The 26,376-nt window shown below is 72.1% G+C and carries 29 protein-coding genes; all 29 read right to left on the reverse strand.

Translation table 11 applies throughout. The features are described 5' to 3' along the window. On the reverse strand, positions 1-231 hold a 231-nt coding region (locus J5Y04_RS36900), incomplete at its 3' end, for a carboxyl transferase domain-containing protein (RefSeq protein WP_305852887.1). Positions 232-265: 34 nt separating this feature from the next. After that, positions 266-1,225 carry an ACP S-malonyltransferase gene (gene fabD / locus J5Y04_RS36905; RefSeq protein WP_209416909.1) on the reverse strand — a complete coding sequence of 320 codons (960 nt, stop codon included), beginning with the start codon at positions 1,223-1,225 and terminating at the stop codon, positions 266-268. A 22-nt stretch (positions 1,226-1,247) separates the two neighbouring features. Beyond that, positions 1,248-2,840, reverse strand: coding sequence for an MFS transporter (locus tag J5Y04_RS36910; RefSeq protein ID WP_209416910.1), 1,593 nt, complete (start codon positions 2,838-2,840; stop codon positions 1,248-1,250). 61 nt (positions 2,841-2,901) lie between these two features. Then, the gene (locus J5Y04_RS36915; protein WP_209416911.1) at positions 2,902-3,945 is read right to left on the reverse strand and encodes a beta-ketoacyl synthase N-terminal-like domain-containing protein; all 1,044 of its coding nucleotides are present in this window, start codon (positions 3,943-3,945) and stop codon (positions 2,902-2,904) included. Beyond that, positions 3,942-5,147: a beta-ketoacyl-[acyl-carrier-protein] synthase family protein gene (locus J5Y04_RS36920; RefSeq protein WP_209416912.1), complete on the reverse strand. Its 1,206-nt coding sequence runs from the start codon at positions 5,145-5,147 to the stop codon at positions 3,942-3,944. Before J5Y04_RS36920 ends, J5Y04_RS36915 begins: the two co-directional genes overlap by 4 nt. 2 nt (positions 5,148-5,149) lie before the next feature. Continuing rightward, on the reverse strand, positions 5,150-5,626 hold the full coding sequence (locus J5Y04_RS36925) for a 3-hydroxyacyl-ACP dehydratase FabZ family protein (protein ID WP_209416913.1): 477 nt from the start codon (positions 5,624-5,626) through the stop codon (positions 5,150-5,152). Beyond that, positions 5,619-6,050, reverse strand: coding sequence for a 3-hydroxyacyl-ACP dehydratase FabZ family protein (locus J5Y04_RS36930; RefSeq protein ID WP_209416914.1), 432 nt, complete (start codon positions 6,048-6,050; stop codon positions 5,619-5,621). Before J5Y04_RS36930 ends, J5Y04_RS36925 begins: the two co-directional genes overlap by 8 nt. Further along, positions 6,047-6,787, reverse strand: a complete 741-nt coding sequence (gene fabG / locus J5Y04_RS36935) for a 3-oxoacyl-[acyl-carrier-protein] reductase (RefSeq protein ID WP_209416915.1) — start codon at positions 6,785-6,787, stop codon at positions 6,047-6,049. The genes J5Y04_RS36930 and fabG overlap by 4 nt, the downstream gene beginning before the upstream one ends. A 43-nt stretch (positions 6,788-6,830) precedes the next feature. Beyond that, positions 6,831-6,965, reverse strand: a complete 135-nt coding sequence (locus J5Y04_RS43060) for a hypothetical protein (RefSeq protein ID WP_256463611.1) — start codon at positions 6,963-6,965, stop codon at positions 6,831-6,833. 27 nt (positions 6,966-6,992) lie between these two features. Continuing rightward, the gene (locus J5Y04_RS36940; protein WP_209416916.1) at positions 6,993-7,631 is read right to left on the reverse strand and encodes a 2-hydroxychromene-2-carboxylate isomerase; all 639 of its coding nucleotides are present in this window, start codon (positions 7,629-7,631) and stop codon (positions 6,993-6,995) included. Then, complete coding sequence (locus J5Y04_RS36945) at positions 7,628-9,475, reverse strand: alpha/beta fold hydrolase (RefSeq protein ID WP_209416917.1); 1,848 nt, start codon at positions 9,473-9,475, stop codon at positions 7,628-7,630. Before J5Y04_RS36945 ends, J5Y04_RS36940 begins: the two co-directional genes overlap by 4 nt. Beyond that, positions 9,472-10,326, reverse strand: coding sequence for a beta-ketoacyl synthase N-terminal-like domain-containing protein (locus tag J5Y04_RS36950; protein ID WP_209416918.1), 855 nt, complete (start codon positions 10,324-10,326; stop codon positions 9,472-9,474). Before J5Y04_RS36950 ends, J5Y04_RS36945 begins: the two co-directional genes overlap by 4 nt. After that, positions 10,319-11,452: a beta-ketoacyl synthase N-terminal-like domain-containing protein gene (locus J5Y04_RS36955; RefSeq protein ID WP_307853491.1), complete on the reverse strand. Its 1,134-nt coding sequence runs from the start codon at positions 11,450-11,452 to the stop codon at positions 10,319-10,321. Before J5Y04_RS36955 ends, J5Y04_RS36950 begins: the two co-directional genes overlap by 8 nt. Continuing rightward, positions 11,436-12,560, reverse strand: coding sequence for a beta-ketoacyl synthase N-terminal-like domain-containing protein (locus J5Y04_RS43785; RefSeq protein ID WP_209416920.1), 1,125 nt, complete (start codon positions 12,558-12,560; stop codon positions 11,436-11,438). The genes J5Y04_RS36955 and J5Y04_RS43785 overlap by 17 nt, the downstream gene beginning before the upstream one ends. Next, entirely contained in the window at positions 12,557-13,762 is a 1,206-nt protein-coding gene (locus J5Y04_RS36965) for a beta-ketoacyl synthase (RefSeq protein WP_209416921.1), read from the reverse strand. The genes J5Y04_RS43785 and J5Y04_RS36965 overlap by 4 nt, the downstream gene beginning before the upstream one ends. Positions 13,763-13,765: 3 nt before the next feature. After that, entirely contained in the window at positions 13,766-14,026 is a 261-nt protein-coding gene (locus J5Y04_RS36970; RefSeq protein ID WP_209416922.1) for an acyl carrier protein, read from the reverse strand. A 206-nt stretch (positions 14,027-14,232) separates the two neighbouring features. Next, positions 14,233-15,186 carry a hypothetical protein gene (locus J5Y04_RS36975; RefSeq protein WP_209416923.1) on the reverse strand — a complete coding sequence of 318 codons (954 nt, stop codon included), beginning with the start codon at positions 15,184-15,186 and terminating at the stop codon, positions 14,233-14,235. Then, positions 15,183-15,701, reverse strand: a complete 519-nt coding sequence (locus tag J5Y04_RS36980) for a 3-hydroxyacyl-ACP dehydratase FabZ family protein (RefSeq protein ID WP_307853492.1) — start codon at positions 15,699-15,701, stop codon at positions 15,183-15,185. Before J5Y04_RS36980 ends, J5Y04_RS36975 begins: the two co-directional genes overlap by 4 nt. Next, positions 15,698-16,090 carry a hypothetical protein gene (locus J5Y04_RS36985; RefSeq protein WP_209416924.1) on the reverse strand — a complete coding sequence of 131 codons (393 nt, stop codon included), beginning with the start codon at positions 16,088-16,090 and terminating at the stop codon, positions 15,698-15,700. The genes J5Y04_RS36980 and J5Y04_RS36985 overlap by 4 nt, the downstream gene beginning before the upstream one ends. Then, positions 16,090-16,512: a hypothetical protein gene (locus J5Y04_RS36990; protein ID WP_209416925.1), complete on the reverse strand. Its 423-nt coding sequence runs from the start codon at positions 16,510-16,512 to the stop codon at positions 16,090-16,092. Before J5Y04_RS36990 ends, J5Y04_RS36985 begins: the two co-directional genes overlap by 1 nt. Further along, on the reverse strand, positions 16,503-16,838 hold the full coding sequence (locus J5Y04_RS36995; protein WP_209416926.1) for a DsrE family protein: 336 nt from the start codon (positions 16,836-16,838) through the stop codon (positions 16,503-16,505). The genes J5Y04_RS36990 and J5Y04_RS36995 overlap by 10 nt, the downstream gene beginning before the upstream one ends. A gap of 6 nt (positions 16,839-16,844) precedes the next feature. Further along, positions 16,845-17,237: a 3-hydroxyacyl-ACP dehydratase FabZ family protein gene (locus J5Y04_RS37000; RefSeq protein WP_209416927.1), complete on the reverse strand. Its 393-nt coding sequence runs from the start codon at positions 17,235-17,237 to the stop codon at positions 16,845-16,847. Then, on the reverse strand, positions 17,234-17,485 hold the full coding sequence (locus J5Y04_RS37005; protein WP_209416928.1) for an acyl carrier protein: 252 nt from the start codon (positions 17,483-17,485) through the stop codon (positions 17,234-17,236). Before J5Y04_RS37005 ends, J5Y04_RS37000 begins: the two co-directional genes overlap by 4 nt. A 113-nt stretch (positions 17,486-17,598) precedes the next feature. Continuing rightward, positions 17,599-18,432, reverse strand: a complete 834-nt coding sequence (locus J5Y04_RS37010) for a recombinase family protein (RefSeq protein WP_209416929.1) — start codon at positions 18,430-18,432, stop codon at positions 17,599-17,601. 96 nt (positions 18,433-18,528) lie between these two features. Continuing rightward, a complete protein-coding gene (locus tag J5Y04_RS37015) occupies positions 18,529-19,506 on the reverse strand; it encodes a beta-ketoacyl synthase N-terminal-like domain-containing protein (RefSeq protein ID WP_209416930.1) in 978 nt (325 codons plus the stop codon). Next, complete coding sequence (locus tag J5Y04_RS37020) at positions 19,503-20,663, reverse strand: beta-ketoacyl synthase N-terminal-like domain-containing protein (protein WP_209416931.1); 1,161 nt, start codon at positions 20,661-20,663, stop codon at positions 19,503-19,505. Before J5Y04_RS37020 ends, J5Y04_RS37015 begins: the two co-directional genes overlap by 4 nt. A gap of 481 nt (positions 20,664-21,144) precedes the next feature. Further along, positions 21,145-21,882 carry a helix-turn-helix transcriptional regulator gene (locus J5Y04_RS37025; RefSeq protein ID WP_209416932.1) on the reverse strand — a complete coding sequence of 246 codons (738 nt, stop codon included), beginning with the start codon at positions 21,880-21,882 and terminating at the stop codon, positions 21,145-21,147. Between the two features lie 1,482 nt (positions 21,883-23,364). After that, the gene (locus tag J5Y04_RS37030; RefSeq protein ID WP_209416933.1) at positions 23,365-25,482 is read right to left on the reverse strand and encodes an AIPR family protein; all 2,118 of its coding nucleotides are present in this window, start codon (positions 25,480-25,482) and stop codon (positions 23,365-23,367) included. A gap of 107 nt (positions 25,483-25,589) precedes the next feature. Next, the gene (locus J5Y04_RS37035) at positions 25,590-26,372 is read right to left on the reverse strand and encodes a SprT family zinc-dependent metalloprotease (RefSeq protein ID WP_307853493.1); all 783 of its coding nucleotides are present in this window, start codon (positions 26,370-26,372) and stop codon (positions 25,590-25,592) included. Positions 26,373-26,376: the final 4 nt, after the last annotated feature.

Raw genomic sequence — 26,376 nt, forward strand, 5'->3', positions numbered from 1 at the left:
CCTCGCCTCCAGGCCGAAACCGGTCGCGCGGTGCCGGCGCAGCGGCTCCACCTCACGGAACGAACCCTCGTCCAGCAGCAGGTCGATCCGCTCGCGGGCGGTCAGCTTGCCCTTGGCGTGCTGCGCCTCCGTGGCCTTCTCGCCGGGGCCGCGGCGGACCTCCTCCCTCAGGGCGTGCAGTTCCTCGACCGGCAGACGCCGCCGGCTGCCGCCGGACTCTTCCTCGTTCATCGCGTGATCCCCCCGTTGGAAACAGCTGAGCGGTTCAGGCCCGGACGGTGTCCGGTGCGATCTCCTCGATCGCCCGGGCGAGCCGGCCCTCGTCGTTCGTGGTGAATGCGGGCAGCTGCGGCTCGATCCGACGGCTGAGGGTGCTCAACACCCGGCCGGGCCCGACCTCCAGGAACCGCTGGGCCCCCTCCTCGGCCATCCGCCGCACGGCGGCGACCCAGCGGACCCGGCCGGCGAGCTGCCCGCGCAGAGCGGCCACCGCCTCCCCGGCACTGGTCACCCGCCCGGCCGTGCCCCCGGAGACGACCGGCAGTACCGGGTCCCGGAACTCCACCGCGGCCAACTCCCGCGCGAACTCGGCCTCGATGCCCGCCATCAGGCTGCAGTGGAAGGGCGCGCCCACCTCCAGGGTGACCGCGCGGATCGCTCCCGCCTCCTTGGCCACCCCGGAGAGCACCGCCACCGCCTCACGCTGCCCGGACACGACGACCTGCCCCGGCGCGTTGTCGTTGGCCACCTCGACGATCTGGCCGGTCTCCTGGCGGACCTGCGCGCAGAGCGCCTCGACCTGGGCGATCTCCAGGCCCAGCACCGCGGCCATGCCGCCCGGCACCCGCTCGTTGACCGCCGCCATGAGCTCGCCCCGGCGCCGTACCAGCCGCAGCGCGTCGGTCCACTCCAGCACGCCCGCGCAGACCAGCGCGGTGTACTCGCCGAGGCTGTGGCCGGCCACCACCGCGGGACGCACGCCGTGCCCCCGCAGCACCTCCAGGGTCGCCAGACTGGTCAGGAAGACCGCCGGCTGGGTGATCGAGGTGTCCTGCAGCGCGTCGGCGGAGCCCGTCAGGCACAGTTCGGACAGCGGCAGCGAGAGGATCTCGTCGGCCGGGCGGTAGTAGCGCTCCAGCAGGTCGGGCCGGCGCTCCAGCAGGTGGGCTCCCATGCCCGGGCTCTGCGAGCCCTGTCCGGGGAAGAGGAATGCGGTCTGGTCCATGGCGGCGGTGTCTCCCTCGTACTCAGACGGTCGGGCGGTCGTGGACGGACAGCACGGGAGCGGTCTGCTCGGCCGGTGCGGTAGGGCTCGCGGGCGAGCGGGGATCGCGCACCAGCAGCAGGACGAACAGGGCCGCCGCGAGGGTCAGCCCCGCCGCGTACCAGGCGCCGTGCTGCAGGCCGTGGGTGACGGCGGCCCGCTGGAGCGCCTCGGCCTTCTCCGCGGTCAGCGTGCCCGCCTCCTTGAGCCGCGCCGCCTTGTCCCGGACCGCGTCGGTCTGGCTGCTCATCATCGCGCCCATGACCGCGATGCCCACCGCGTTGCCGACCTGGCGGAACATGGTGCCGGCGCTGGCGCCCACCCCGATCTGCTCCGGAGGCGCCGCGGCCACGGTCAGCTCGGAGGAGATGGGCATGACGACGCCCATGGTGAAACCGGTGATCAGCATGCCGGGCAGCAGCAGCGTCCAGGAGTCGGCACCGCCCTCGGGGTCCACCAGCGTGAACAGCGCGATACCGATCGCCATCAGGACGAACGCACCCGCCAGCGCCTTGCGGACGCCCAGCTTCGCGGCCACCCGGCCGCCGAGCGGCGCGCCGAGCATCAGCACCAGGGTCAGCGGCAGCAGCCGGACACCGGTCGCCAGCGCGGACAGGCCGAGCCCGTTCTGCAGATAGATCGACAGGTAGAAAAGCACCGAGAACATGCCCGCGCCCAGCAGGAATCCGGCCAGCACGCTGCCGCCGAAGTTCTGCCGCCGGAACCACGACAGGTCCATGATCGGATCCGTGGCCCGCGACTCCGCGAACAGGAAGAGCGCGAACAGCGCGATCGAGCCGCCCAGCAGCCCGAGCACCCGCCACGAGCTCCAGCCCCAGGCCGCGCCGTTGATCAACCCGAGGTTCAGGCAGAAGAGCGCCGCGCTGACGATCGCCAGGCCGGGCAGGTCCAGCGATTCGCCGGACCTGCCGACGGCCCGGGGCGCCGGATCCCTCAGGCCCACCAGCGCCGCCACGATGACCACGGCGCCGATCGGCAGGTTGACCAGGAAGATCCACTCCCAGCCGATCCACTCCACCAGCAGACCGCCGACCAGCGGGCCGAGAGCGGTGGCGAGCCCTCCGACCGCGCCCCAGAGCATGATCCCGAGAGCGCGCTTGCGGCCCTCGAAGCAGGAGTAGACGATCGCCAGCGTCAGCGGCAGCACCACCGCACCGCCCAGGCCCTGGACCACCCGGCCCAGGTGCAGCGTGGTGATGTGGGCCCAGCCCAGGATGCTCAGCCGCCCGGAGAGTGCGCAGATCAGCGACCCGAGCAGGAAGACGATCGTGCCGAGGGTGTAGACCCGGCGCTGCCCGTAGAGGTCGCCGAGCCGCCCGGCGGTGACGATGAACACCGCGAGGGCCAGCATGTAGGCGTTGGCCACCCACTCCAGGCCGCGGAACGAGGCCTGGAGGTCGGTGCCGATCGTGGGCAGCGCCACGGTGACGACGGTGATGTCGAGCAGCGTGATGAACAGTCCCAGCAGGGCGGCCAGCAGCGTCAGGCCGGGTTTCCCGGCCCGGCGCCCGAGCAGCTCGGCCGCCTCGGCGGGCGGCGGCGTGGCGGACGACATAGGGGGCTCTCTTCCGGGTGTTGGGGAGATCTGACGGAGCGACACGGCGCTCGGTGGCGCTTCAGGAAACGGCCGGCGCCACCCGCAGCAGGACGAGCCGGCGCTGCGGCCCGAGCGCGGCGAACACGGCGTCGCCGGGTTCGCGCCGGGCCAGGTGACGGGCCAGTGCGAGCACGCTGGTGGCGCTGGCCTGCGGCGCGCCGCGGGTCACGGTGACCTCGGTCGCGCCGCTTCGGTGCGCGGCCCAGTCCCGGGCGCTCCGCTCGACGGACCAGCCGCCCGGCTCCTCCTCGCCCGCGGGCCCGCAGAGGTGGAGCCGGGCCGGCGGCTCGGCGCCGAGCCGCTCCAGAGCCGACCCGAGCGCCCGCTCGGCCGGCTCCGGCGCCTCCGGAAGCAGCAGGCTGGTACCGGCGGTCAGCCAGCCCCGTACCTCGGCCCCGCGCCGCCGGGCCAGCTCGGGGCTTTCGAGGTGCAGGACGCAGGCGCCACCGGCATCGAGCAGCGCACCGCCCACCTGGTGGGCGGCGGTCTGCGGCAGACCCTCGACCGCGCCGGCCAGCACCGAGTCCGCACGTCCGGCGCGCAGCGCCCAGCCGGCCACCAGCAGTGCCTCGTACCCGGCGGCGAGCAGGTCGACCAGGGTGATGTTGAAGGCCTTGAGGCCATGGGCGATCGACACCTGACTCGCCGGCACGTTGATCGAGAAGTTCGGGCACTCCACGGCGCTGATCCCGCTGATCCCGTCCTTGAGCAGGGCCCGGTCGATCCGGTCGACGACCTCGCTCACCGCGAAGTTGGTCCCCAGCACCACCCCGGTCCGCTCGGGGCCGCAGACCGCCTGCGCCCCGGCGTCGTCGAGCGCCAGCCGGACCGCGGCGAGTGCCAGCCGGGTGACCGGGGGCAGGAACTTCCAGCCCCGGCGGCCCAGGTACGTGGCCGGGTCGAAGTTGTCCAGCGGCCTGATCCGTGGGGCGGCGCCCACCGCCTCGGCCGCGTCGGCGCCCAGCGGATCGTGCTCCGCCGCCAGCTGCGCCGTCCCGATGGCGGCCCGGCTCACCGGACCGATCCCGGTGATCGCGGCCAGCGGCCTGCCGTTCCTGGTCATCGCGCCACCTCCGCGGCGGTCGTCGCGGGTCCGGCCGGTTCGCCGATCACCACCGTGATGTTGTTGCCACCGAACGCGTAGGCGTTGACCAGGGCGGCCCGCCCGGTCACCGGCTCGGCGGCGCCGCGGACCAGCCGCAGCGCGTTGCCGTCCTCGGGCCGGACCAGGGTGCCCACCGGCGGCACCAGACCGTGCCGGACCACCAGGGCGGCGGTGAGGCAGGAGAACGCCCCGGCCGCCCCGCCGCTGTGGCCCAGCGCGGACTTGATCGCCGCCACCGGAACCCGGGGGGTCCGGTCGCCCAGCAGCTGCGAGCTGCTCCCGCTCTCGGTGCTGTCGTTGGCGGGGGTGCCGGTGCCGTGGCTGATCACCGCGCCCAGCTCGGCCACGGCCACACCTCCGCGCTCCAACGCCTCCCGGGCCGCCCGGAGGGCCTGCGTCCCGGACGGGTCCGGCGCCGTCACGTGGTGCGCGTCGCAGCTCCAGCCGGCCCCGAGCACCGACGCGTACGCCTGCTTGCCGCGCGCCGCGGCATGCCCGGCGGACTCCAGGACCAGGAAGGCGGCGCCCTCCCCGTACACGGTGCCGGACCGCTCGGCGTCGAACGGGCGGCAGTGCACCGGATCGACCGCGCCGAGCCGCAGGAACGCTCCCATGGCCGGGCGGCAGACGGCCTCGGTACCGCCGACCAGCACCACCTCGGCCTCCCCGTCGCGGATCATCTCCGCCCCGAGGGAGACCGCGTAGGCACCCGCCGCGCAGGCCGTGGAGACGGTCAGCCCCGGCCCGTGCAGGCCGAGTTCGCCGGCCAGCAGATCGGCGCTGCGGTAGCCGAACCACTGCAGCCCGGAGAGCTCGCGGCGTCCGTCGCGCTCGGCCTCCAGCAGGTCGCTGTCCCCGTTCCCGGTGCCGACGCAGACGCCGGCGGCCTCGCGGATCCACTCCGCCTCGGCGGTGTCCAGACCGGCGTCGGCCAGCGCCGACCGGGCCGCCGCCAGCGCGAACCCGCTCGCCCGGCCGGCCTCCCCGTCGTCCGGCGCACCCGGCACCAGGTAGGTGGGCCGCTCGTGCACGGCGGTGCCCGGATAGTCCAGCGGGCGGATCGGCACTTCGCCGTTCAGCAGCCCGTGCCAGTAGCTCTCCAGGTCGTTGCCCAGTGGGGACACCAGGCCGAGACCGGTGATGACCGCATCGGGTCCCATGGTCACGACTCCCAGCTCACGTGCTCGGCCGGGCGCATCACGGCGATCGCGTGACCCACGGTGGCCACCAGCCGGTCGCCGACCCAGGACTCCCCGCCGAGGATGACGTTGTCGCCCACGTACTGGTCCACCCGCACCTCGTGGCGCAGCGTGTCGCCCGGGAGCACCGGGTGATGGAGCGTCACGTCCCGCGTCGCGGCCAGGATCAGGGCACCCTCGCGCTCGCGCCCCTGGGCCCGGATCCGCTCCATCCACAGGATCGCGCCGCCCTGGCCCCAGGACTCCATCAGCAGCGAGGGCGGGTAGGCGAAGGCGCGCTCGCCGAGGCCCGGCGCCATCCCGGCGTAGCAGGGCTCACTGCCGCTGACGGTCTTGGTGGTGACGATCCGGTCGTACGGCTCCATCTCCAGCACCCGGTCCACCAGCAGGATCGGGTGGGCGTGCGGGATCAGCCCTCGGACCTGCGCGTACTCACGCATGCGGCCCCCCTTCGGCAGCGGTGTCGACCAGCCGGAACTCGATGGTCATCTGTGCGGCCCTGGCCTGGCCGGTGGTGCAGACGGCCTTGGCGACCAGCCGGTCGGGCCGGTCGCCCGGCGTGCACTCGCAGTCGACTTCCAGCGGATCGCCGGGGCGCAGTGCGGTGGTGAAGCGCACCGACCTGAGCACGGCCGGCTCGGCGGCCGTGCCGGGGCCGTGGGTCCGCCGGACCAGCCGCGCCACCGCCTCGTAGACCGTCTCGATCAGGAAGACGCCCGGATAGACCGTCAGGTCCGGGTAGTGGCCGACGAGGTAGGGGTCGTCGGCGCGGACCGTGCGGCCGGCCCGGACCTGGGAGTCCGATCGCACGGACACCCAGTCGACCGGGTCGATCGGCACCGCCCTGGTCCGGGCCGTGGTCACAGCGCGACCCCGCCGTCGATCTGGATGACCTCGCCGGTGATGTACGCCGCGCGGTCCGACACCAGGAAGGAGACCAGGTCGGCCACCTCGGCGGCGCCGCCGTAGCGCTTCATCGGGATCTGCTTGAGCGCCGCCGCGCGCAGCTTCTCCGGCAGCGCCTCGGTCATGTCGGTCTCAATGAAGCCGGGCGCGACCACGTTGACCCGGATGCCGTAGGAGGCGACCTCCTTGGCGAGCGAGATGCTCATCGCCTGGATGCCGGCCTTGGACGCCGAGTAGTTGCTCTGGGTGGCGTGCCCGTAGACGCCGGCGATCGACGAGAGGTTGACGATCACGCCGGCCTTGCGCTTCATCAGGCCGAAGGTGACGGCGTGGCAGAAGTTGAAGGTGCCGTTGAGGTTGGTCTCGATGACGCTGTTCCAGTCGGCGACCGGCATCAGCACCATCGGGTTGTCGCGCACGATACCGGCCGAGTTCACCAGCACGTGCACGTCGCCGAGGGCCTCGGTGGCCCGGGCCACGAACTCCTTGACGGCAGCGTGGTCCGCCACGTCGCAGGGCGCGTGGTAGACCTGTGCGCCCTGCTCGCGCACCAGCTTCTCGGTCTCGGCCGCGGCCTGCGCACCGCTGCGGTAGCAGAAGGCGATGTCGTAGCCGTCCGCCGCGAGCTGGACGGCCACGGCACGGCCGATGCCGCGGGACCCGCCGGTCACGATGGCCAAACGCCGTTCGGTCATTGCATTTCTCCTTGCCTGTCGGGGTTCGGCCGCTTCGCGGTGCTCAACCGCAGCCGCCGGCGGTGTCGTGGTCCAGCGCGCCCAGGCGCTCGATCAGCTCCTGCGGGACGTCCGCCAGCCGGTCCTCGCCCCACTCGGCATCGACCAGGGGGAGGTCCTGGGTATCGGACGGGTTCATCACGCCTCTCCTCTCCTGCGCCAGCCCTCAGGCCTTGGCGGCCGCCGCGGCCAGCGCCTGTTCGAGCACCGGCAGGAAGTCGTCCAGCCGGTCCAGGCCCCAGAAGCGGTGCCGGCCGACCTTGAAGTACGGCACGCCGAAGACGTCGTCCTCGTAGATGTCCATGAGCCCGCGCACCAGCTGCTCGCGGATGTGGGGTTCGTCCGGGGCGCCGACCAGCGCGTCGGCGTCGAGCCCGGCCGCCCCGCAGGTCGCCCGCAGCACCTCGGGGTCGCAGATGTCCTCGCCGCGCTCCCAGCGGGCCGCCATCACCGCGGCGTAGTACTCCCGGTGGACGCCGAGCTCGCGGGCCTTGAGCCAGGCGAGGTGCGGCAGGTCCCACCACTCGTCGCCCTTGTCGATCGGCCACTTCATCGGATAGCCGAACTTCGCGGCGAGCCGCTTCGTGTCGTTGAGGATGTAGAGGTGCTTGGCCTTGCTCATGGCCACGTAGTGGAAGGTGCCGCCCTGCGCCTCCAGCGCGGCCGCGCTCTGCGCGTCCGGCTCGGAGAACGGGATGTACTCGATCAGCTCCTGGGCGTTCGGCAGCCGCTCCTCCAGCTGCCGCACGGCCATCCAGCTGAACGGGCTGCGCAGCGAGAAGTACAGCCGCGGCGGCTTCCTCATGCCGCACCGCCCAGCAGCGCGGCCTGCACGTCCTGGTCGAGGACGGCGACGGTGCCGGCCTGCTCTCCGCGGCTGATCGCGTAGCCGTGCATGATGGTGCCGGTCGCCGCGCGCTCCAGCCGGTCGCCGCGCTGGACGTAGCAGTCCATCCGGGCGGTGTACATGGCGTCCCGCAGGATCTCCTCGACCCGGAAGACCGTGTGCACGGTCTCCTCCATGAAGATGTCGGACAGCAGTTGCACCCGGGCGCGGGAGACCACCGGGATCCACCCCCGCTCCTCCAGCAGCCGGCCGATCGCCAGGTCCTTGGAGTACAGGTAGCGGTCGACCACCTCCTCCAGGGTGCGGACGTAGGCGGAGTGCTGGAGCCGGTCGGAGAAGTGGCAGTAGTAGTACGGGGCCCGCCACGACCAGAGCAGCGCGCCCGAGCCCTCCGGCGTCAGGACCTCGGCAACGGTGCGGCCCTCGGGGATCTCCAGGGCGCCCGCCTCGGCGTGGGTGAGCGCGGCGACGTCGGGGACCACGTACGGCTCCAGGAAGGGCGGGACGGGCTCGGTGCCCGAACCGTCCTTGACGGTCACCAGGGCCACCCGGACCTTGCCCTTGAGCGCGGTGACGGTGCCGCCGCTGCGCTCCACCGTGAGCGAGACGTTGAACGGCGCGCCCTGGCCCGGCTTGGCCCGGCCCGAGACGACGGTGGCGTACACCTGCTCGTCGACCTCCAGCGCCACCGGCAGCTGGACCGAGGAGTCGACGATCTCCAGGCCCAGCCCGTAGCGGTGGTAGAGGTCCCGGGCACCGACGCCGCGATCCCGGAAGTACTGCAGGATCGCCTCCTCCACCAGGTACATGAAGTGCTTGAAGCCGATCCAGGTACGGATGTTGGCGCCCTCGTAGCGCGGCATCCCCACGTAGCTCGTGGGCTGGCCGTCGAGCAGCTCGGTCACGGTCGTCTCTCCTTGGGAGTGGTCGGGTTGCCGGGCGGTGACCCGGTGCAGGAAGTCGGCCGTGTCCCGGCTCATCCGGTCGGCCTGCGCGACGTGGCAGAAGTGGCCGTACTCGGGGTCCAGCCGCACCGTCGCCGCGGGCATCGCCCGGCCGAGGGCCGCCGCGCGCATCGGGGTGAGACCCTCGTCGCGGTAGCCGGCCAGGACCAGCGTCGGCACCGTGATCCGGGCCAGGTCCAACTGCCCGGAGTCGGTGAACTCCCGGAAGAACACCGGGAATCCGGACGGTACGGCGCGCTCCAGCAGCTTCTGCTCCATCAGGTTCCGGATCTCCGGGTCCATCCGGCTCGCCTTGTCACCGAGCGAGAGCCGCAGCCCGTCCGTCAGCACCCGCCGGAACGCCGCCTTCGAGCGCAGCCGCAACTGCTCGGAGAGGACGTAGTCGGCGGGGCGGTAGAACGGCGTGGCCAGCACCACGGCCGACAGCTGCGGGTCCTCGTCCAGGGTGGCGAGGTGCTGCAGGATGGCGTTGGCACCGAAGGAGTGGCCCAGCAGGAGCCGCGGCCGCTCCGGGACGAGCGCCAGCGCGCGGCGCAGCCACTGCGCCGGGCTGCCCTCGGCCCGCCAGGTGTAGCGGTTTCCCCCGTGCCAGGGCAGTTGGAGGGCGTACGGGGTCCAGCCCGGCAGCCGCTCGACGAGCGGGCGCCAGTTGCGCCAGGAGTCCTCGATGCCGTGGGCCGCGACCAGGGGCGGGCCCTCACCGGGTCCGCGCCACACTTCGAGGCCGTCCTCGGCGGCCACCCTGGTCCAGCCGTCCCGGGTGGGGGTGGTCCCGGCCGGGGGGCGGGGGAAGTCCCCTCCGGCCGGGAGCTGGGAGCCGGTCCTCCTGCCGGTCACGCTGCGGCTCCTTCGGCTGCGGCGCGGGTGAGTCGGACGCTCGCCCAGCCGTCCTCGGGGTCGCCGCAGCCGACGTGTGCGGATTCGCCCGCCGCGAGACCGGCCGCCGTGACGGCGAGTCGGACCACGCCGGCGGCCCCGTAGAGCTCACCCGGCCGGATGTCGGCGGGGACGGCGCGGTCGGCCCGGCGGACCGGACCGAGGTGCAGGCCGGTGGTCCACGGCCAGGCGCCGGGACGGCCGAGCAGAAGACAGCCGGCGCCGGCGAGCAGTTCGCCGGGCGGGTCCGGGCGCAGTTCGGCCAGCCGTCGGGCCACCGGATCGGCGGGCTCGACGCCCACCACCACCGCCCGCCCGGCACGGCCCGAGCGCAGCAGCAGCTGGGCCAGCCGGACCGCGTCGAGGCCGGCGGTCGCCCCGCTGCACACCATCAGGTTGGGCCCGGTGAACCCGTAGCGGATGGCGATGCTGCTGGCGATCACGTTGCTGGAGGCGTTGGGCGCGTCCAGCGGGCTCACGGCGGACACCGACCGCTCCCGCACGTCGGTGAGCACCTCGCACACGGTCTCGACGTTGCCGAGGTTGGAGGCGACCACGACCGCCGTGCCGGCCGCGCCGGGCAGCGGCTCGGCGAGCCGGCCCGGGGGCAGCCCGAGTGCCCGGTGCACCGCGCACAGCGCCATTCGGGTGCTCGGGTCCTTGCCCAACAGGCCCTTGCGGCCCAGTACTTCGAGGGCACGGTCGGGCGGGCAGGCCGGCTCGGCCGGCGATCCCGGCAGCTCCGCCGCGCTCAGGCCGGGTACGTGCACGGCCCAGCCGGCCACGTTGATCAGGTCGGCGTGCTCAGTCATCGACGGCCTCCACGATCGCCACCGCGTTCACTCCGCCGAAGCCGAACGCGTTCACCTGGGCCACCCTCGGACGGGCCGGACGCGGCTGTCCGTAGACCAGGTCGAGCTTCTCCGCCGCCGCGATCGGCGCACGCAGTCCGACCACCGGGGGCACCTCGCCCCGGCGCATCGCGGCCAGCGCGACCAGCAGGCTCATCAGCGCGGCCCCGCCGGAGGTGTGTCCGATGGCACCCTTGATCGCCGTGACCGGCGGTCCGCCGGTGCCGAAGACCTCCAGCAGCGCGGCCGCCTCGGTGGGGTCGTTGAGCGCGGTCGCCGTGCCGTGCGCGAGGACCAGGTCGACGCCCTCCGGGGTGACTCCGGCCCGACTGTGCGCGTCGCGCATGGTGGCGACGATGCCCGCCCGGTCGGGGGCGGTCTCGTGGTAGGCGTCACAGCCCACTCCGACCCCGCGCAGCACCCCTTGGGCGGCCGGCTGGTCGGGGCGCGAGCCCGCCCGCTCCAGGACGACCGCGGCGGCGCCCTCACCGAGCAGCACCCCGCCCCGGAACTCGTCGAACGGGCGGACCATGTCGGCCGTCGACGTGCCGACCCGGCCGATCATGGCGAGCATCGACTCGGTCATGGTGTCGCACCCGGCGGCCACCACCGCGTCGGCCTCGCCCAGTTCGAGCAGGTCGGCCGCGAGCGCCAGCGCGTAGCCGGAGGCCGCACAGGCGTTGGTCAGCGTGTGGATCTCAGTGGCCTGCGGCAGCACCGAGCGCACCGCGGTGCCGAAGTGAAGCTCGGCGAGCCGGAGCTCGGCTCCGTCGGCGTACCACTGCTCGACCCCGTGCAGCTCGCGCAGTCCGGTGCCGACCACCACCGCCACCCGGCGCCCGGCCGGGTCGATCCGGGCCTGGCGCAACGCGTCCAGCACGCACCGGGCGAGCCAACGGCCCGCCAGCCGCGGCGCGGCGGAGTGCACCGCGCCCCGGTCCTCGATGCCGTAGGCGTTGCGGACGCCCAGCTTCTGCGGGTCGCCGACCCGCAGCGGGGCGACCCCGCTGCGGCCGGCGAGCAGTGCCCGGTAGGTCTCGTCGAGATCGCCGAGGCAGCTCAGCATCGAACTACCCGTGATCACCACCGACACGGCTCCACCCCCTGACCAGTGCGGCACCGACGGCGCCGTCCGCCGAACGGGTCGTGATGAGCGAGATCTCGCCGTCCCGGGCGGGATCCGCCCGGTGCCGGGCCAGCAGCGCGGCGAGCTGGAAGGCACCGGAGGCGCTGAACGCCTCGCCGGTCGCCTCCTTGACCCGCAGCCGCGGCGTCCCGGCCCCGAGGACGGCGTCGATCGCCGCCTCCTCCAGCTCGTCCAGATCGGTCATGCCGTTGGCGGCGGTGGCCACCGTGACCACCCCGGCCGCCGGGATGCCGGCCGCCTCCAGTGCCCGCCCGATGCAGCGGGCCAGGCCCGCGCCGACGGCGCCCGGCTCGGCCGGGTCGAAGACGCCGACCTCGACCGCGAGCACCTCGGCGTCCATCCGGCGGTCGGCCGCGCGCACCGCGTCCGCGCTCTCCACCACGAAGACGGCGGCGCCCTCGCCGGGCGGCAGGTCACCGCCCCGGGCGGCCTGCCCGTACTGGACGGCCCAGGCCGACTGCGGGCTGAACTCCTCGACGGCGCCGGTGAGCAGGGCGTCGACGTAGCCGCAGCCGATCAGGTTCCGGCTGTAGCGCAGCACGTTCAGCATGGCCATCGGACCGCCCGCGATGGTGGCGTTGACCCCCTGCAGGCCGTACCGGATGGCGGCCTGCCCGGCCGCGCAGTTCATCACGGCGTTGGGGAAGAGCAGCGGGTTCACCAGGTAGGGCCGGTCCTGGGTGAAGGTGTCCCGGCTGTAGTCGCTGGTGGACTTGGCGCTGCCGGCCGTGGTGCCCAGGGTGATGCCGACCCGGGCGCGGTTGTCGTCGTCGACCGCGAGGTCGCTGTCGGCCAGCGCCTCCTTGCAGGCCACCATGGACAGCGCGGTGCTGCGGTCGAAGAAGGAGGTGCCCTTGCGACCGAGGTGCGCGCGCGGGTCGAAGTCGACCAGTGCGTGCGCCCGCGGGTGCGGCAGCGGATCCTCGAACATGCCGCTCACATCGGCGGGTTCGGGACGCCGGGCGTCGAGAGCGGCCGCCAGTGCGCGCGGCCCGATGCCGGCGCCGGACAGCACGCCGAAGCCGGTGATGGCGAGCGCCGTGCTCACTCGTGCCTCCCCAGGATGACGATGGCGTTGTTGCCACCGAAGGCGAACCCGTTGACCTGGGCGATCCGCACATCGGCCGCCCGTGCCACGTTGGGCACCGGATCGATGTGCGGCATCTGCGGGTCCGGGGTGTGGAAGTTGATGGTGGGCGGCAGGAACGAGCCGGTGATGCCGAGCACCGACGCGATGGCGCCCAGACCGCTGGCCGCGCCCATGGTGTGGCCCAGCATCGACTTGGTGGAGCTGATCGGCGGCGGGTTGTCGCCGAAGACGTCGACCACCGCCCCGGCCTCGACCAGGTCGTTGGCCGGCGTTCCGGTCCCGTGGGCGCAGATGTAGTCCACGTCCGAGGCCTTGATCCGGGCGTTGCGGTGGGCCAGCCGCATGCACTCGGCGATGCTGGCCCGGTGCGGGGCCACCATGTGGTTGGCGTCGCAGTTCAGCCCGTAACCGAGGACCTCGGCATGGATCCGGGCGCCGCGGGCGAGCGCGGAGTCCAGACTCTCCAGGAACATCGCGGCACCGCCCTCGCCGGTGATGATCCCGGACCGGTCCTTGTCGAACGGCGAGCACGCCTTCTCGGTGAGCGCGCCGAGCCGGTAGAAGCCGGCGTGCGACCAGCGTCCGACCGAGTCCGCACCGCCGGCGATCATGTAGTCCGCCTCGCCGGTGCGGATCAGGTCGTAGGCGTAGCCGAGCGCGTAGTTGCTGGCGGAGCAGGCGGTGGAGAGCGTCACCGCGTCGCCGCTCAGCCGCAGTTCGCGGTTGACGGCCTGGGAGAGCCGGGCGCTGGAGACCTGGCGGACCAGGCCCGGGTCGAGGGCCCCGAACCCGACCTCCAGGGCGTCGCCGGTGAGCCGCTCGAGGACCTGGGACTCACCGCCGGTGGTCCCCATGCTCGATCCGGCCCTGGAGGCCGCGAGTTCGTCCTCGTCGATCCCGGCGTCCGCGACCGCGAGCCGGGCCGCGGACGCCGCGAACAGGCTGGTACGGCCCCACTCTTCGACGGACAGTCGCCGGACCATGCGCTCAGGCCGGAAGTCGTGCACCTCTCCGGCCATGAAGTACGGAAAACCACTGGAATCGAAGCAGGCGATCGGGGAGACCCCGTTCACGCCCGTCCGCAGCGCCTCGCCGTAGGCGGACGCGCCGATACCTATGCTCGACACAGGCCCCAGGCCGGTGATGACCACCCGTCGCATGGGTCAGGCCAGCCAGCCGGCGTGCTGCGCCAGCACGTTGTAGACCTCGGTGAGGTTGATCATCTTGGGCAGCTCCGACTGCGGGATCTCGACCTTGTACTTCTTCTCGAGCCGGGCGAGGATCTCGATGGCGCGCAGCGAGTCCGCCTCGTGCTCCTCGATGAAGTGGCTCGTCTCGGTGATCTCCTCGGGCTCGAGCTCCAGCACCTCGGCCACGATGTCGCGGATTTCCTCGATCAGATCTTCCCTGACGACAACAGTCATTTCCATCAACCTCTCAGGAATTACCCTGGAAGGGGCCGATCCCCCGTTCCGTGCTTCTCACAGTAGGCGAATCCCCAGACCCCCGGCGAGCCGCTATGGGAGTTCACAGAAATAGCCGGAATCACCGATCAACAAACCCCCATGAAACAGCGAATGGCCCTGCCGGAATATGGCAGGGCCAGGAACTCGCAAGAGGTGTCGAAGGATCAGCGCCGGCTGCGCACCGCCGCCCCGGGCCGGTTGACCGCCACCAGGGAGTCCACCACGGCGATCCGGCGGTCCGCCGCCCAGATCTCCCCGGAGAGGAACGCCGTCCCGGAGACCAGCTGTTCGAGGCGCACGACGTGGCGCAGGACCATGCCCGGATGCACCGCCCCGGAGAACCGGCAGCCGCGGATCGCGGCGAGCATCAGCACCCCTTCGGGCAGGCCGGCCCCGGCACTGGCCAGCCAGAGCAGGGCGGCCGTCTGGCCGAAGGACTCGAACACCAGGGTGCGCGGATAGGCGTACCGGTCCCCGCCCAGCCCCTCGGGCAGGCCCTGGTAGCAGGGCTCGCTGCCGGAGACCGCCTTGACCGCGCAGATCTCCCGCCCGGGCACGACCGACACCACCTGGTCCACCAGCAGCATCGGGTGCCGGACCGGGAGCAGGTCACGGATCGCGGCGTGGTCCAGCACCGGCCCGGCGGCTGCCGGCTCCGGCCACGGCGGCGCCGGTCCCGGGCTCGCCGCGGCCGGCGCGTCCTCGCCCAGCACGACCTTGAGCCGCGCCACCGGGGTGCCGTCCCGGCGGGTGCACTCGGCCTGCACCTCCCACCCGCGCCCGTCCGGCCGGGGTTCGGCGGCCGCGTCCACGTGGATCTCGTCCCCGCCGAGCATCGGCGCCAGCAGCCGGGCCGAGCGCACCTCCAGCAGCTGCGGCGGATCGTCCAGACCGAGCGCCTCCACCAGGGCCTGCCGCACGCCCTCCAGCAGGAAGACCGCGGGCAGCATCGGCAGGTCGGGGAAGTGCCCCGCCATGTACGGGTCGGCGGTGGTCACCACCTTGACGGAGTGCACCCGCGTGCCCGGCCCCCCGGTGCCCGAGCGCAACTCGACCCGGTCCACGGCCCGCAGCGGGGTGGCGAAGGCGAACGGACCCGCCCGCCCGGTGCCGCTCACACCGCCGTCCCGTCCGGCAGCAGCGCCGAGGCAGGACGCAGCGCGGTCATCACCGAGCCGACCTCCAGCACCGGTTCGCCGTCCACCAGGGTCCGGCCCTCGAAGAACCACACCCCGTCCAGCGCCCGGCTGATCCGCACCTCGTGCCGCAGCACGTCCCCGGGCAGCGCCGCACCGCGGACCACCACGTCGGACATCCCGCCGAAGACGGCGACCTGGCCGGCCACCTGCTCCGCGGGCTGGTCCCAGGCCGCGAGCAGCGCCGCGGACTGGCACCAGGACTCGATCAGCAGCGGCACCGGATAGCCGAGCTGCTCCTGGGTGGCGTCGTCCGCCACCCCCTGGTACCAGGGCTCGTTGCAGGTCACCGCCTTGACGGTGACGATGCTCCGGCCCGCGGCCAGCTCCAGCACCCGGTCCACCAGCAGGATCGGGAAGCGGTGCGGAATCAGCGACTTGATGACCGGCACCCCGGCCGGGGCCGCCGGCAGGACCGGCGCGGACACCGCGGTCACACGAACCACACCCCGTCGTACTCGTCCCACGTGGCCGCCAGCCGGTTGGTGTCCAGGCAGGCCACCCCCGGCACCAGGTCCTCGGGCGTGAACCCCAGGCGGCGCAGGTCGGGCTCGTCGACCATGACCGGCACCCCTTCGGCCACCAGCGCCCGGACCGACCTGCGGTAGTCGGGCAGGGTGTCCATCCGGACCGCCCCCAGCTCCAGCACCGGCTGGTACTCCGTCTCGTCCACGGCCAGCGTGACCGCCGCACCGCGCAGCGCCAGCGCGACCGCGCCCAGCTGCTCCCGGAAGTCCAGGATCCCGTACAGGGCGTCGAAGAACTGCACCTCGACGGCACCGCGGTAGGCCCGGTCGATGACCCCGAGCACCCGGTAGTCCGACATCAGGCACCTCCGATGAAGACGGTCTTGTCGGCGCTCTCGATCGTGGAGACGAAGCGCATCGGCGAGCGGAACCGGACCTCGGCGATGTGGTCGGTGGCGCCCCGCTCGGCGCTGCACGCGGTGCAGGCGATCCACGCGAAGCGCGAGCCGTGCGCCGCCAGCATGCGGCGTACGACGGTCACGCTGGACGGGTAGTACCCCTGCGGGTCGCGGGTGTTGACCAGCTTGGTCTCGCCCTGCGACTGCTGGGTGAGCATGTTGGCGTAACCGCAGGCCCAGAGCCGGACGGTCCTGCCCTCGTCGAGGACGGCCTGGGCCAGCCGCAGCGCGGAGGTGATCACGTCGTTGGAGTGCGGCGCCGCGGTGACCACCAGCAGCAGGTCCCAGCGTCGCTGCACGATCCCGCCGGCCATCAGTGCCACACCGTCCTGCAGCCGTCGGCCATCAGCAGCCGCGCCACCGCGTCCATGCCGACCACCTCGACGTGCGGGGCCAGCGAACGGGCCGGGAGCGATCGCTGTGCGGCCGAGAAGTCGTCCGCCCAGACCGGTACCGCCAGTTCCGCCAGCCGGTCGACCGCCGGCACGGCGCCCGGCACGGCGGCGAACACGCCGTCCTGCACGAGGAAGACCGAGACCTCGCGGCCCGCGTCGGCCAGCGCCACGGCGTCGTCCAGGAACCGGCCGGCGTTCGGGCCCGCCCAGTTGCCCTGGCTCTCGATCAGTAGGTAGCGCGGGTTCTCCCGCATGGCTCGTCAGCCCCTCTCTCGGTCGGCAGGCTTCGCGTACCGCAACCGCATGGTCGCCGTCTTGCCCCGCCCGGTCCGGCAGCCGGCCCGCACGGCCCAGCCCCCGTCCACGGCGGTGACCGTGCACTCGACGGTCAGGGTGTCGCCCGGCAGGACCGGTGCGGCGAACCGCACCGAGCCGACCTCGGCCAGCCGCGGCGCAGCCAGTCCCCGCTCCGCCGCGTGGCGCAGCACGGCCCGGTGGACGGCGTCCACCAGGAAGACCCCGGGCAGCAGCGGGAACCGCGGGTAGTGTCCGGCGAAGACCGGGTGGTCCGGATCGACCCACTGCCGGGTCTCGACCACGAACTCCTCGATCCGGACCGGCTCCTCCTCGGCCAGCAGCGGGGACGGGCTCATCCGCCCAGCTTCCGGGTCAGCAGCTCGCGCACGTCGGTGAGGCGGCGGATCGTCACGATCTCCGACTCGTCGATCTTCACCTGGTACCTGCGCTCCAGCGTCACCGCCAGTTCCAGCGCCACCAGCGAGTCCACGTTCAGGTCCTCGATGAAGAGTGCGTCGTCGGTGAGCGATTCCGGCTCGACATCGAGCGCATCGGCCACCAGCTCACGCAGTTCTTCGCCGTCCACCATGTTCTGCACAGCCATCAGATATCTCCTCCGTCCCGGCGGCTTTCGTCGTGAACGCTATTCGTCCGCCGAAATCCCGCAGGCTTTCCATGGGTGTTCGCAGAATTCCGATCGTGCCGTCCGGTGCGGGATCACAGCACGACGCTGCCCCGGACCACCGGAATTCCGGGACCGAGCTCCGCCTTGATGTGCAGCGTGCGGTCGTGGTCGGCGAAGGTGAGGCCCAGCCCGAAGGACCGCAGGACCTCGGCCCGGCAGTCGCCCCCGGCCTCCCGGAGCTGCCGCAGCTTCACCGCGGTGGAGCGCAGCACCCGCTCGTGCCTCACCACCGAGCCGTCGAGGCTCAGCAGCCGGCTCGGCGAGCAGTTCTTCAGCACCCAGGAGTGCAGCGGTTCGAGCACCGTCTGCTCGCGCAGGTAGACGTTCCTCGGGTGGTCGATCTGGCTGGCGCTGGCGTACTCGGCCGGGAACCGGCACCGGTAGTAGGGCTCGCCGTTGTTCCAGGTGCCCTGCATCAGCCGCTGACAGCGTCCGCAGCGAACCAGCCCCCGCAGCGCGTACGGCCGTTGGGCATGCTCGTGGGACCTCGCCGGCGCGCTGCGCCGGGTCGCGAACCTGCTCTCCACCCTGTCGAAGATCTCGGCCGGCACGATCGGCCGGTGCCCCAGTGGACTGCCGGCCGAGCACCGGCCGCTGTAGCGGGTGTTCACCAGGATCGCCCGCACCGCGCTCTTGGACCAGGCCGCGGCACCGTCCGCGCCGCGCCCGCCCTCCGCGCCGGGATTCGGGATCCCGTCAGCCGTGAGCCGCTCGGCGATCAGCTGGAGTCCGCTCCCCTCGGCGTACTCGCCGAAGATCCGGCGCACCACGGCCGCCGTCCGCTCGTCGGGCGCGAGCGTGCGTTCGCGCCGCCCGGCCACCACGCGCTCGACGGCCAGATAGCCGTAGGGAGCGCGTCCTCTCATCCGGGCACCGGCCGTCGGGCGCGCACGGTGCCGTTGTTCCGCAGCATGGACCTGCATGGTGTTTCCCCCGTTGTGTTGCGGTGTGTCGAGAAGCGCTCAGTCGGCGCCCCGGGCCACCACGGCGCTGAGGTGGCCGTCGGCGGAGACCGCCACGGTGAGGCCCGGTTCGGGCCGGCCGAGCAGGGCCGCCAGTCGCAGCAGGCCCGAAGTGGTGCCGAAGCGCGCGTCGGCCCCCGTCGAAGGCACCGGTTCGGCCCTGGTGCCGGCGCTCTCCAGTGCGTGCCGGACCGCCTCGTCCAGCAGCCGGGTTCCGGGCGGGCCGCAGAACGCGTAGCCGATCCGCCCGGCGCCACCCGCCCGGGCGGCCAGCGCCGCCACCTGTGCGGCGGCGGCGCGGGCCGCGGCGGGATCGGGCCCTCCGTCCGCACCGGTTGGGACGAATCTGGACAGCCCGCCGAGGAGCTCCGGGCGCCCGGCCGCCGCACCGTGCCCCACCACGTCCAGGACCAGGGCGGCCGCGCCGTCGTACGGCGGGCCCCCGGCCGCCGGCGCGGCCTCGGTGGCCCCCGCGAGAACCCGGTCGGCCCGGCCCCGGCGCAGTGCGTCGGCGCCGAACACCACCGCCTCCAGGCCCGCGACGACCGGGTTGGTCAGGGTCACCGAGAAGGCCCGGCAGCCGAGCGAGATCGCCGCCTGACTGGCCGGCATGTTGACCGAGAAGCCCGGCAGTTCGGCCGGGCTCAGACCGGCCGCCCCGTCCCGGCGGACCTCTTCGTCCAGCCGCACGTGCAGCGCGCCGATGGCGTGGTGGGTGCCCACCGAGATGCCGAACCGATCGGCGCGCCGGCCCTCGGCGGCCGGGTCGCCGTGGGTCCGGCCGAGGGCGGCGTTGGCCGCCGCGAGCAGGTAGCGGGTGGCCGGGCTGAGGTACTTCCAGCCGCGCCGCCCCAGGTGCGCGACCGGGTCGAACCAGTCCTGCGCGGGTGCCGCCGGCGCGGCGTCCGGCCGGGCGAGGTCGGCCGGCCCCCGGACGCCCGGCACCAGCAGTCCCTGGCCGCTGACGACGATGCTCACCGGGCCGCCTCCAGGACCAGCGCGGCGTTGTTGCCGCCGAAGCCGGTGGCGCTGACCAGCACCCGCGGGTGCACCAGTGGCAGAACCGCTCCCACCGGCAGTTGCAGCGGGCAGTCCGGATCCGGCACCGAGACGTGCGCGTTCGGCGGGACGGTGCGATGACGGAGCATCAGAACAGCTGCCACGCAGGCGAACAGGCCGGCCGCCCCGGCCGTGTGCCCGAGCACCGCCTTGATACCGAACACCGGCGTGGTCGCCGCCGCGGCACCGAGCGCCCGCGCGATCGCCGCGGTCTCCACCGCGTCGTTCACGGCGATCCCGGCCCGGTGCGGCACCACCGCCCCGACCGGCCCGCCCGCACCGTCGAGGGCGGCGGCGATCGCCCGGCCCAGCTGGGCGCCGCCGGGCTCCGGCGCGGTCGGGTGGTGGCCGTCGCAGCTCACCCCCGCGCGGCCCAGCACGGCATGGACCGGCGCACCACGCCGGCGCGCGTGCGCGGCGGACTCCAGCACCACGGCGGCCGCTCCTTCGCCGGTCACCATGCCCTGCCGGGCCGCGTCGAACGGCCGGCAGAGCTCCGGGTCGACCAGGCCGAACCGGTCCAGGGCGGCGAGCGCGACCCGCGAGTAGCTGTCCGTACCGCAGGCGACGACCACCTCCGCCGCGCCGCTCCCGATCAGCTCCCAGGCCCGGATCACCGCGTAGAGGCCGGCCGAACAGGCGGTGCTCAACGTCTGGTTGGGACCCCAGAGCCGATGCCGGGCGGCCACCGCAGCGGACACCCGGTAGGCGCCTCCGGGCGGCGCTGCGCCCGGCTCCGCGTTCTCCACCAAGTCGATGTCGCCCAGCGTGGTTCCCACGGTGAGCCCCAGCTCGGTCAGCTCGCCGGGGCGCAGTCCGGCATCCGCCAGGGCCTGCCCGACGGCGTCGACGGCCGCCTGCCCGGCCCGGCCGGGAGACCGGTCCGAAGCACGCTCGCGGCCCGCGGCCGACGGGTCCAGCAGATAGACCGGGGGGCGCTCCCCCGGCCCGTAGTCCCCGGGTGCCTGATCGGGCCGGCGGTCGGCGGCCAGGAGCCCGGCCCACAGCGCCCCGACCGAGCCGCCCAGGCCGCTCACCGCCCCGAGGCCGGTGACCACGACGTCGCCGTCAGCCATCCCCTTGGGAGTTTTCCACTCCATCGAATCCCCCGTTCACGGGGCGCCGCTCGCGTGATTCCGCCCCGGTGAAAACACCACGGAATTTCGCCGTGGGCCCCGTCAGGAGCAGGATCGACGCTAGGCCAGGCGGGCGGCCCACGACCATGGCGGAGTCCGGAAGTTGACACCGGACGGCCCCGGTTCCGGGTTTCGGCGTGGTTTTTGACAGCTTGCGGACTCGGGCGGCCCGCACCCCGTCGCCCGGGAGCCGGTCCCGGCCCGCCGAAGGCTTCCCCGGTTCCCCCGCATGTATGCCTGGGATCGGATGGGATCGGATGGGGATGGCCCGCCCCGTCGCCCGGGCAAGGACTCCACACCGACCCGGCCGCTCTGCTGTACGGCGGGCGGGGAGATCCGGAACACGCGCAGCTCCACCGCTCCGGGCAACGGCAGGTGCCCGGGCCGCCGGCCCGGGCACCGTCAGTCAGTGCACCGTCGGTCAGGGCACCCGTCGGGTGACCACGCCGGTCGGCTGCAGTCCGAACTCGGCCGCGATGATGCCGGCCTGGAAGCGGGAGTTGGCGCCAAGCGCTCCCATCAGGTCCGCCACGTGCCTGCGGTAGGTACGGGTCGAGACGCACAGCTCCCGCGCGGCCGCCTCGTCGGTGTACCCCTCGCTGAGGCAGCGCAGCACCTCCTTGGCGAATCCGTTGCGGAACCGCTCGCTCACCAGCGGTGTGGCCCGCCGCCAGGCGCCGGCGAACAGCGCGTTCAGCGTCCGCACCACGGCCGGGGAGCGGACCAGGGTCGCCTCCGTTCCCGCTCCGTCACCCGGCGACGACTGCATCAGCGCCACCTCCCCGTCGACCAGGACCGCCCCGTGCACGGGAGCATCGGTGACCCGGAAGTCGAACGCCGAACACGCGTCCTTGTACTCGCCGAACCGCTTCAGCTCGGCGACCTCCCGCGAGCAGAGGACCTGCAGCCGGACCCCGTCGGCCAGGCCGCCGCAGTCGCGGACCGCCGATTCGATCAGCTCGATGGACTCGGGATCGGACGGCAGCAGAATGCCGATCAACTGTTTCGCCGCGGCCAGGCACTCCCGCAGCGCGCGACCCGCGCCGCCGAGATCCGCGGCCGGCACCAACTGTGAGCGGTTTTCGGCGGCACACTGCAACTGCCGCTGAGAAACGGCATATTCGAGCAATGCCTGCATTTCTGCGAAGACCTGCGACATTTCATCTGCCACTTCGAGGTCCTCTACGCGTGAAACACCTTTACGAGTTGACATGAGCAAAATTCCCCCACCGGCCCTGCAGACTCGCCATGAGCGGATCAAATCCCTTTACAGGGAAGGGGCTTGAGCAGCGCCGGAGTACACAATCCCCCACCAATGAGCTTCGCAGACACCGGGATTCGCCGTCAACCTCCACCGTTCCCCCATGATCATTTCAGTAAATGGCCCTCCGGCCCACCGGGACCGCCCCACCGAAGCCGCTCGACCCGCCCGCATACCGATTCCAGGCCGGCAGGCGCCTGACCTGGATTTGAGCGGAGGTCCGCAATCGGGGGCCGGCTCCGACCGGAAGAGAGGAGCCGACGCCGGTCTCCCGCATCAGCTCCGCGGCCTGGCGGCGGTGGATGAGCAGCGAGACCCGCGCACTCCGCGCGCCGACGTCATCGGCGTGCCCGGCGCGGAGGTTCTCCAGCCCCTGCAGGGCGGACTCGGAACGCAGAGCAGCCACACCTCGGCACCGGCCCGGGCCACGGCCGTGAGATCGCCCGCCGCCACCCGGGCCGCCCCGGCCGGGTCCGCTGCACTCGACCGTCCGGCCCGACCGGAAGGTCGGGAAACCTGTACGAGATATTCCACATTTCCCCCGTTTTTGCCGTGCACCCTGGATGCCGACCGGCATCGGGACAGGCGGACCGGGGGCGAATCCCATGAGAATGCCCTGAAATCCCCGGAACTGCCGACCCATTCCACCGGGGACCACTCCTTCCGCCCCGACTGGCCCCGGTCGGCCCCCGACACCCAATCTGTTCCGAATTCAACCGACTTGAAGAACCGTGAACACCCGGGGCTCCGATGATGCTCGCCAGTCACGCAGACCTCTTGAGCAGCCCGTCGAAACGCTACCCCGCGCCCCGTTCGAGCGTCAACGCGCTTCCGGCCGGAGAGTTCTCCTTGGAATTTGAACATCCGTTTACTAAAGAATTAAACGACCACGAGCCCGAAATCCCGCCCACTGTTTGTGGCAACCACCTGCACGGCCCCGGCTCCGCCTCGCAGCGCGGAGCGCCAGAGCTCCGGAGCACCACCCGCCACCCCACCCCGGACACGCAAAAGCCCCAGGTCACGGCGAGTGAGTCCTGGGGCTTCTACAGAGCCGCCTGCGGGATTCGAACCCGCGACCTACGCATTACGAGATCATCGGCGGTCGTGATGCGCGGTGCCGAGCCATGCCGTCTCGTGATGTTTCAGCTGATCAGAGTGCGTTTGGCAGGTTGGCCCGTGCCACCCGGTGCCATTCCGTCCATAGGCGTCCGTCCACCGGCCGTCCACCAGAGGCAGCCGGGAGCGACTCGACGACGGTTTCGACCGTCTTGTCGCTTCTCTACAAGGGTCCGCGCCGTGACACCTACCGGGCCCCACCTGGAGCTGCCGGCCGCTCACCACTCGCCAGCTCGGCGCTGTGTCGGAGTGCCCCAGATAGGCTCAGTCAGACTCGGCATTACCGTCTTGCAGCGCAAAGGCCAGTGCTGCCAGAGTGACGCCCTCCAACGTCTGCCAGCGGGCCGTCCCCTGGTTGGAGACCGGCCGCTCTTCCCACCTCGCCTGCCCCCACATCAGCGTGACCAGCCCGGAAGGCGAGTACCGCAGGCCGTCTGCCTCCCAGAGCAGCGGCTTCGTCCGGTCGTTGATCCAAGTGACTCGGGAACGCCGATCGTCCTCCGCCAACCAGTCGGCCAGGGCCTCCTGCTCGATGGAGTTCATCGGCACGAAACGCAGCGGTGTCCCCTCCTTGATCGCCTGGTGATCGACCAGCGTGGGCACGGCATTGGGCCGTCGCCGCTTTCGCGCCTGAGTCTGCTTGCCGTACCGGTCGACTAGTCCGGCCGTATCCCCACCCGTAGCCCCGAGTCCGACAACTTTCGCGGCGAGCTCGCGGCACTTGTCGGGATCGCTGAGGAGTCCCTGCACCCGGGACGTGTAACCCTTTTCGAGGACGTCGACCAGTGCGGCAAGCTGCGCCTCGACGGCCGCGGGCACCTGGGGCAGAAAGTCGCCCTCCCAATCGAGGTCCGGGTCGTCAATCCGGTCCGTCCCCAACTGGCGGAACACCAAATGACACATCAGGTAGGTACCGTGCTCGAGGACGGCGGCCGGGAGCTTCTCATACGTGGGTCGCAGCCGGTGCAGCTCATTACGGATCAGCCGCATCGTCACGACAGAGCGCCATACTTGGAAGGCACTCGGCTGCGGGCGAAAGAGGATGTCGTAGGTCTCCTTGCTTCCGCGCTCCCACAACGTGTCCAGTGAACTGGCCGTCCTGCCTGCATACTCGGCGTTCGGGTGGGCACAGGCAAGGGCAGCAGCCGCCTCATCAAGCGAGCAACCCGTCTCGGGTGACGGGCTCAGTTCGCCACGCTTCACCGAGTACGACTTGCCCAGCTCGGCCCGGAGATCGGCACGGATCTCCGCCTGTACCGGGTCCAGGGCGGCGAAATCACGCGGCCCAACCTGATTCTGCCGATTGGTGGCCCGGGTGGTGCGCGAGGAGAAGTCGGTCGCACCACCGGTCGCGATCACCCGGACACCTACGCGCGCTGTCGCCGGATCATCGGAAGACTCGAGTGCTCGTTGGACCGCTCTGACCGTCTGAGCACCGTTGACGACGCTCGCCCCGGTGAGCCGAAGAACCACCGGTCCGCCGTGGGGATTTCGCATCGAGTCGTACAGCGGATCCACCGTGTCACAGAGCACGGTGATTCCGTTGTTGAAGTACCAGAACAACGAGGGTTCATCCGTCAGTGTGGCGACCAACTCCTCATTCGCGAGCGTGCCGTCCAACGGGTTCCGGATATTGAGTTCGAAGAGTCTGGTGCCGTGGGTGTCCAGCCAGCTGGCAACCTGCTCCGCTTTGACCACTCCCTGGAACGCTTGGTGGGGTACGTCGAGGGAGAACCACGGATCCATCTTCACCGACATGGTCACGGGCGCCGGTGCGGCGTCCGCACGCGCCCAGTTCCACACATCCGAAGCGTGTAGGAAGCGATGGTCGACCCTGTCGCCATGAGTGTTGAACTCACGCTCTCCGTTGGCCAGCTCATTGAGAACTTCTCTGGACGGCGGCTCGGCGCCCATCAGAACGGTGACCAGCGTGACACCAACCGCCTGCTCGCTCATCGCCTCCTTGGCCTGCTCGGCCAACAGCTGACCGCGCGGGTTGAACTGGCTACTCTCTTCCCCATCGATCAGCCTCAGCCCGGCGAACATCTTGAGGATGGCATCGGTTCGAGCTGTCGCCCGCCCCTGGTCACTCCACTTCGCCTGCACCAGGTAGACATGCGGAGGGCTACTCGTGACGGCGATGGCGTCAATGCCCTGGTCGTCCCGCCCGTCGATGACCGCTTCCGCTGCGTCCGTGTTCTGCCAACCGGTGACCATGCGCACGGCCAGGGCGGCCAGCGCTCGGGACCGGAATGCCTTCTTGCGCTGCTCCTCAGAATTGCTTTCGAAGTCGGACATGTCGATACGACCGTCGAACGCCGCATCCAGCATGCGACCGACCTGTCGAACTGCTGTGAGGTCGCCGTTGTTCGTCCTGGCCATGCCCACCCCAATGTGCCTATCCCGGTCCGCTCCGCTCGACGGTAGCGCAGATACCGATATCATCGTGATCGAACTTAAGGCCCGGCACCGCCACCGAGCACCCCCTGCTAAACCACGTCCCCCATCCACATGCGTCGCCCCAGTTCATCGAGCTCCCCGCGACGGGACTCACATTCGGGCAGAGCCGACCTCAGCAGCCGCCAGTAGTCGGCACCATGTCCAGGGACCCGCACATGTGCAAGCTCGTGTGCGATGACGTAGTCCACCAGGTGCATCGGCAGCTGGAAGAGCGGCCAACCGAGGCTCATACGACCCGGCCCGGGCCCCTTCAGCTCAGGCCGGTACACACCCCACCGTGTGCCAAGATCGCGTACGTCCACCACCGGCCGGGTCACGGACATTCGAGCCGCCCAGGGCTGCAGCCTCCCTGCCGCCCAGGCGTCACCGGCTCGGCAGTACCAGTCGACCAGCACCGCCCGCCCACGGATCGGGTCCTCGGCCTGTTCCCTGCCCATGACCAGCCGCCCAGCGATCAGGCGTACTCTGCCATCGGCAGGCGGGTCCGCCACGATCGCCAGCCGGTACGTCCGTCCCAGGTAGCGGAAGACCTCGCCCTCGATCAGCCGCTTCGCGGGATTCAGCGGACGAGTCCGCTCACGCACGCCGACCTTGGCCATCAACCAGGCCCGGTGGTCGCGGACGAACCGCTCTGCGTCCCCTGCCTGACGGCCCTCGGGCGCGTGCAGCGTCAGCCCGGCGTCCGCCTCCACTGTCAGCGCGAACCGCTTGCGGCGGGCGCTGACCTGCACGCGCAGCGCCAGGTCGTCCACGGTGAGCCGATCTCCTTCGGCAAGAGGCGGGAGCATGCGGTTGTCGGTAAAAGCGATCACCTGG

It is taken from the genome of Kitasatospora sp. RG8 (assembly GCF_017813315.1).
Classification (GTDB): domain Bacteria; phylum Actinomycetota; class Actinomycetes; order Streptomycetales; family Streptomycetaceae; genus Kitasatospora.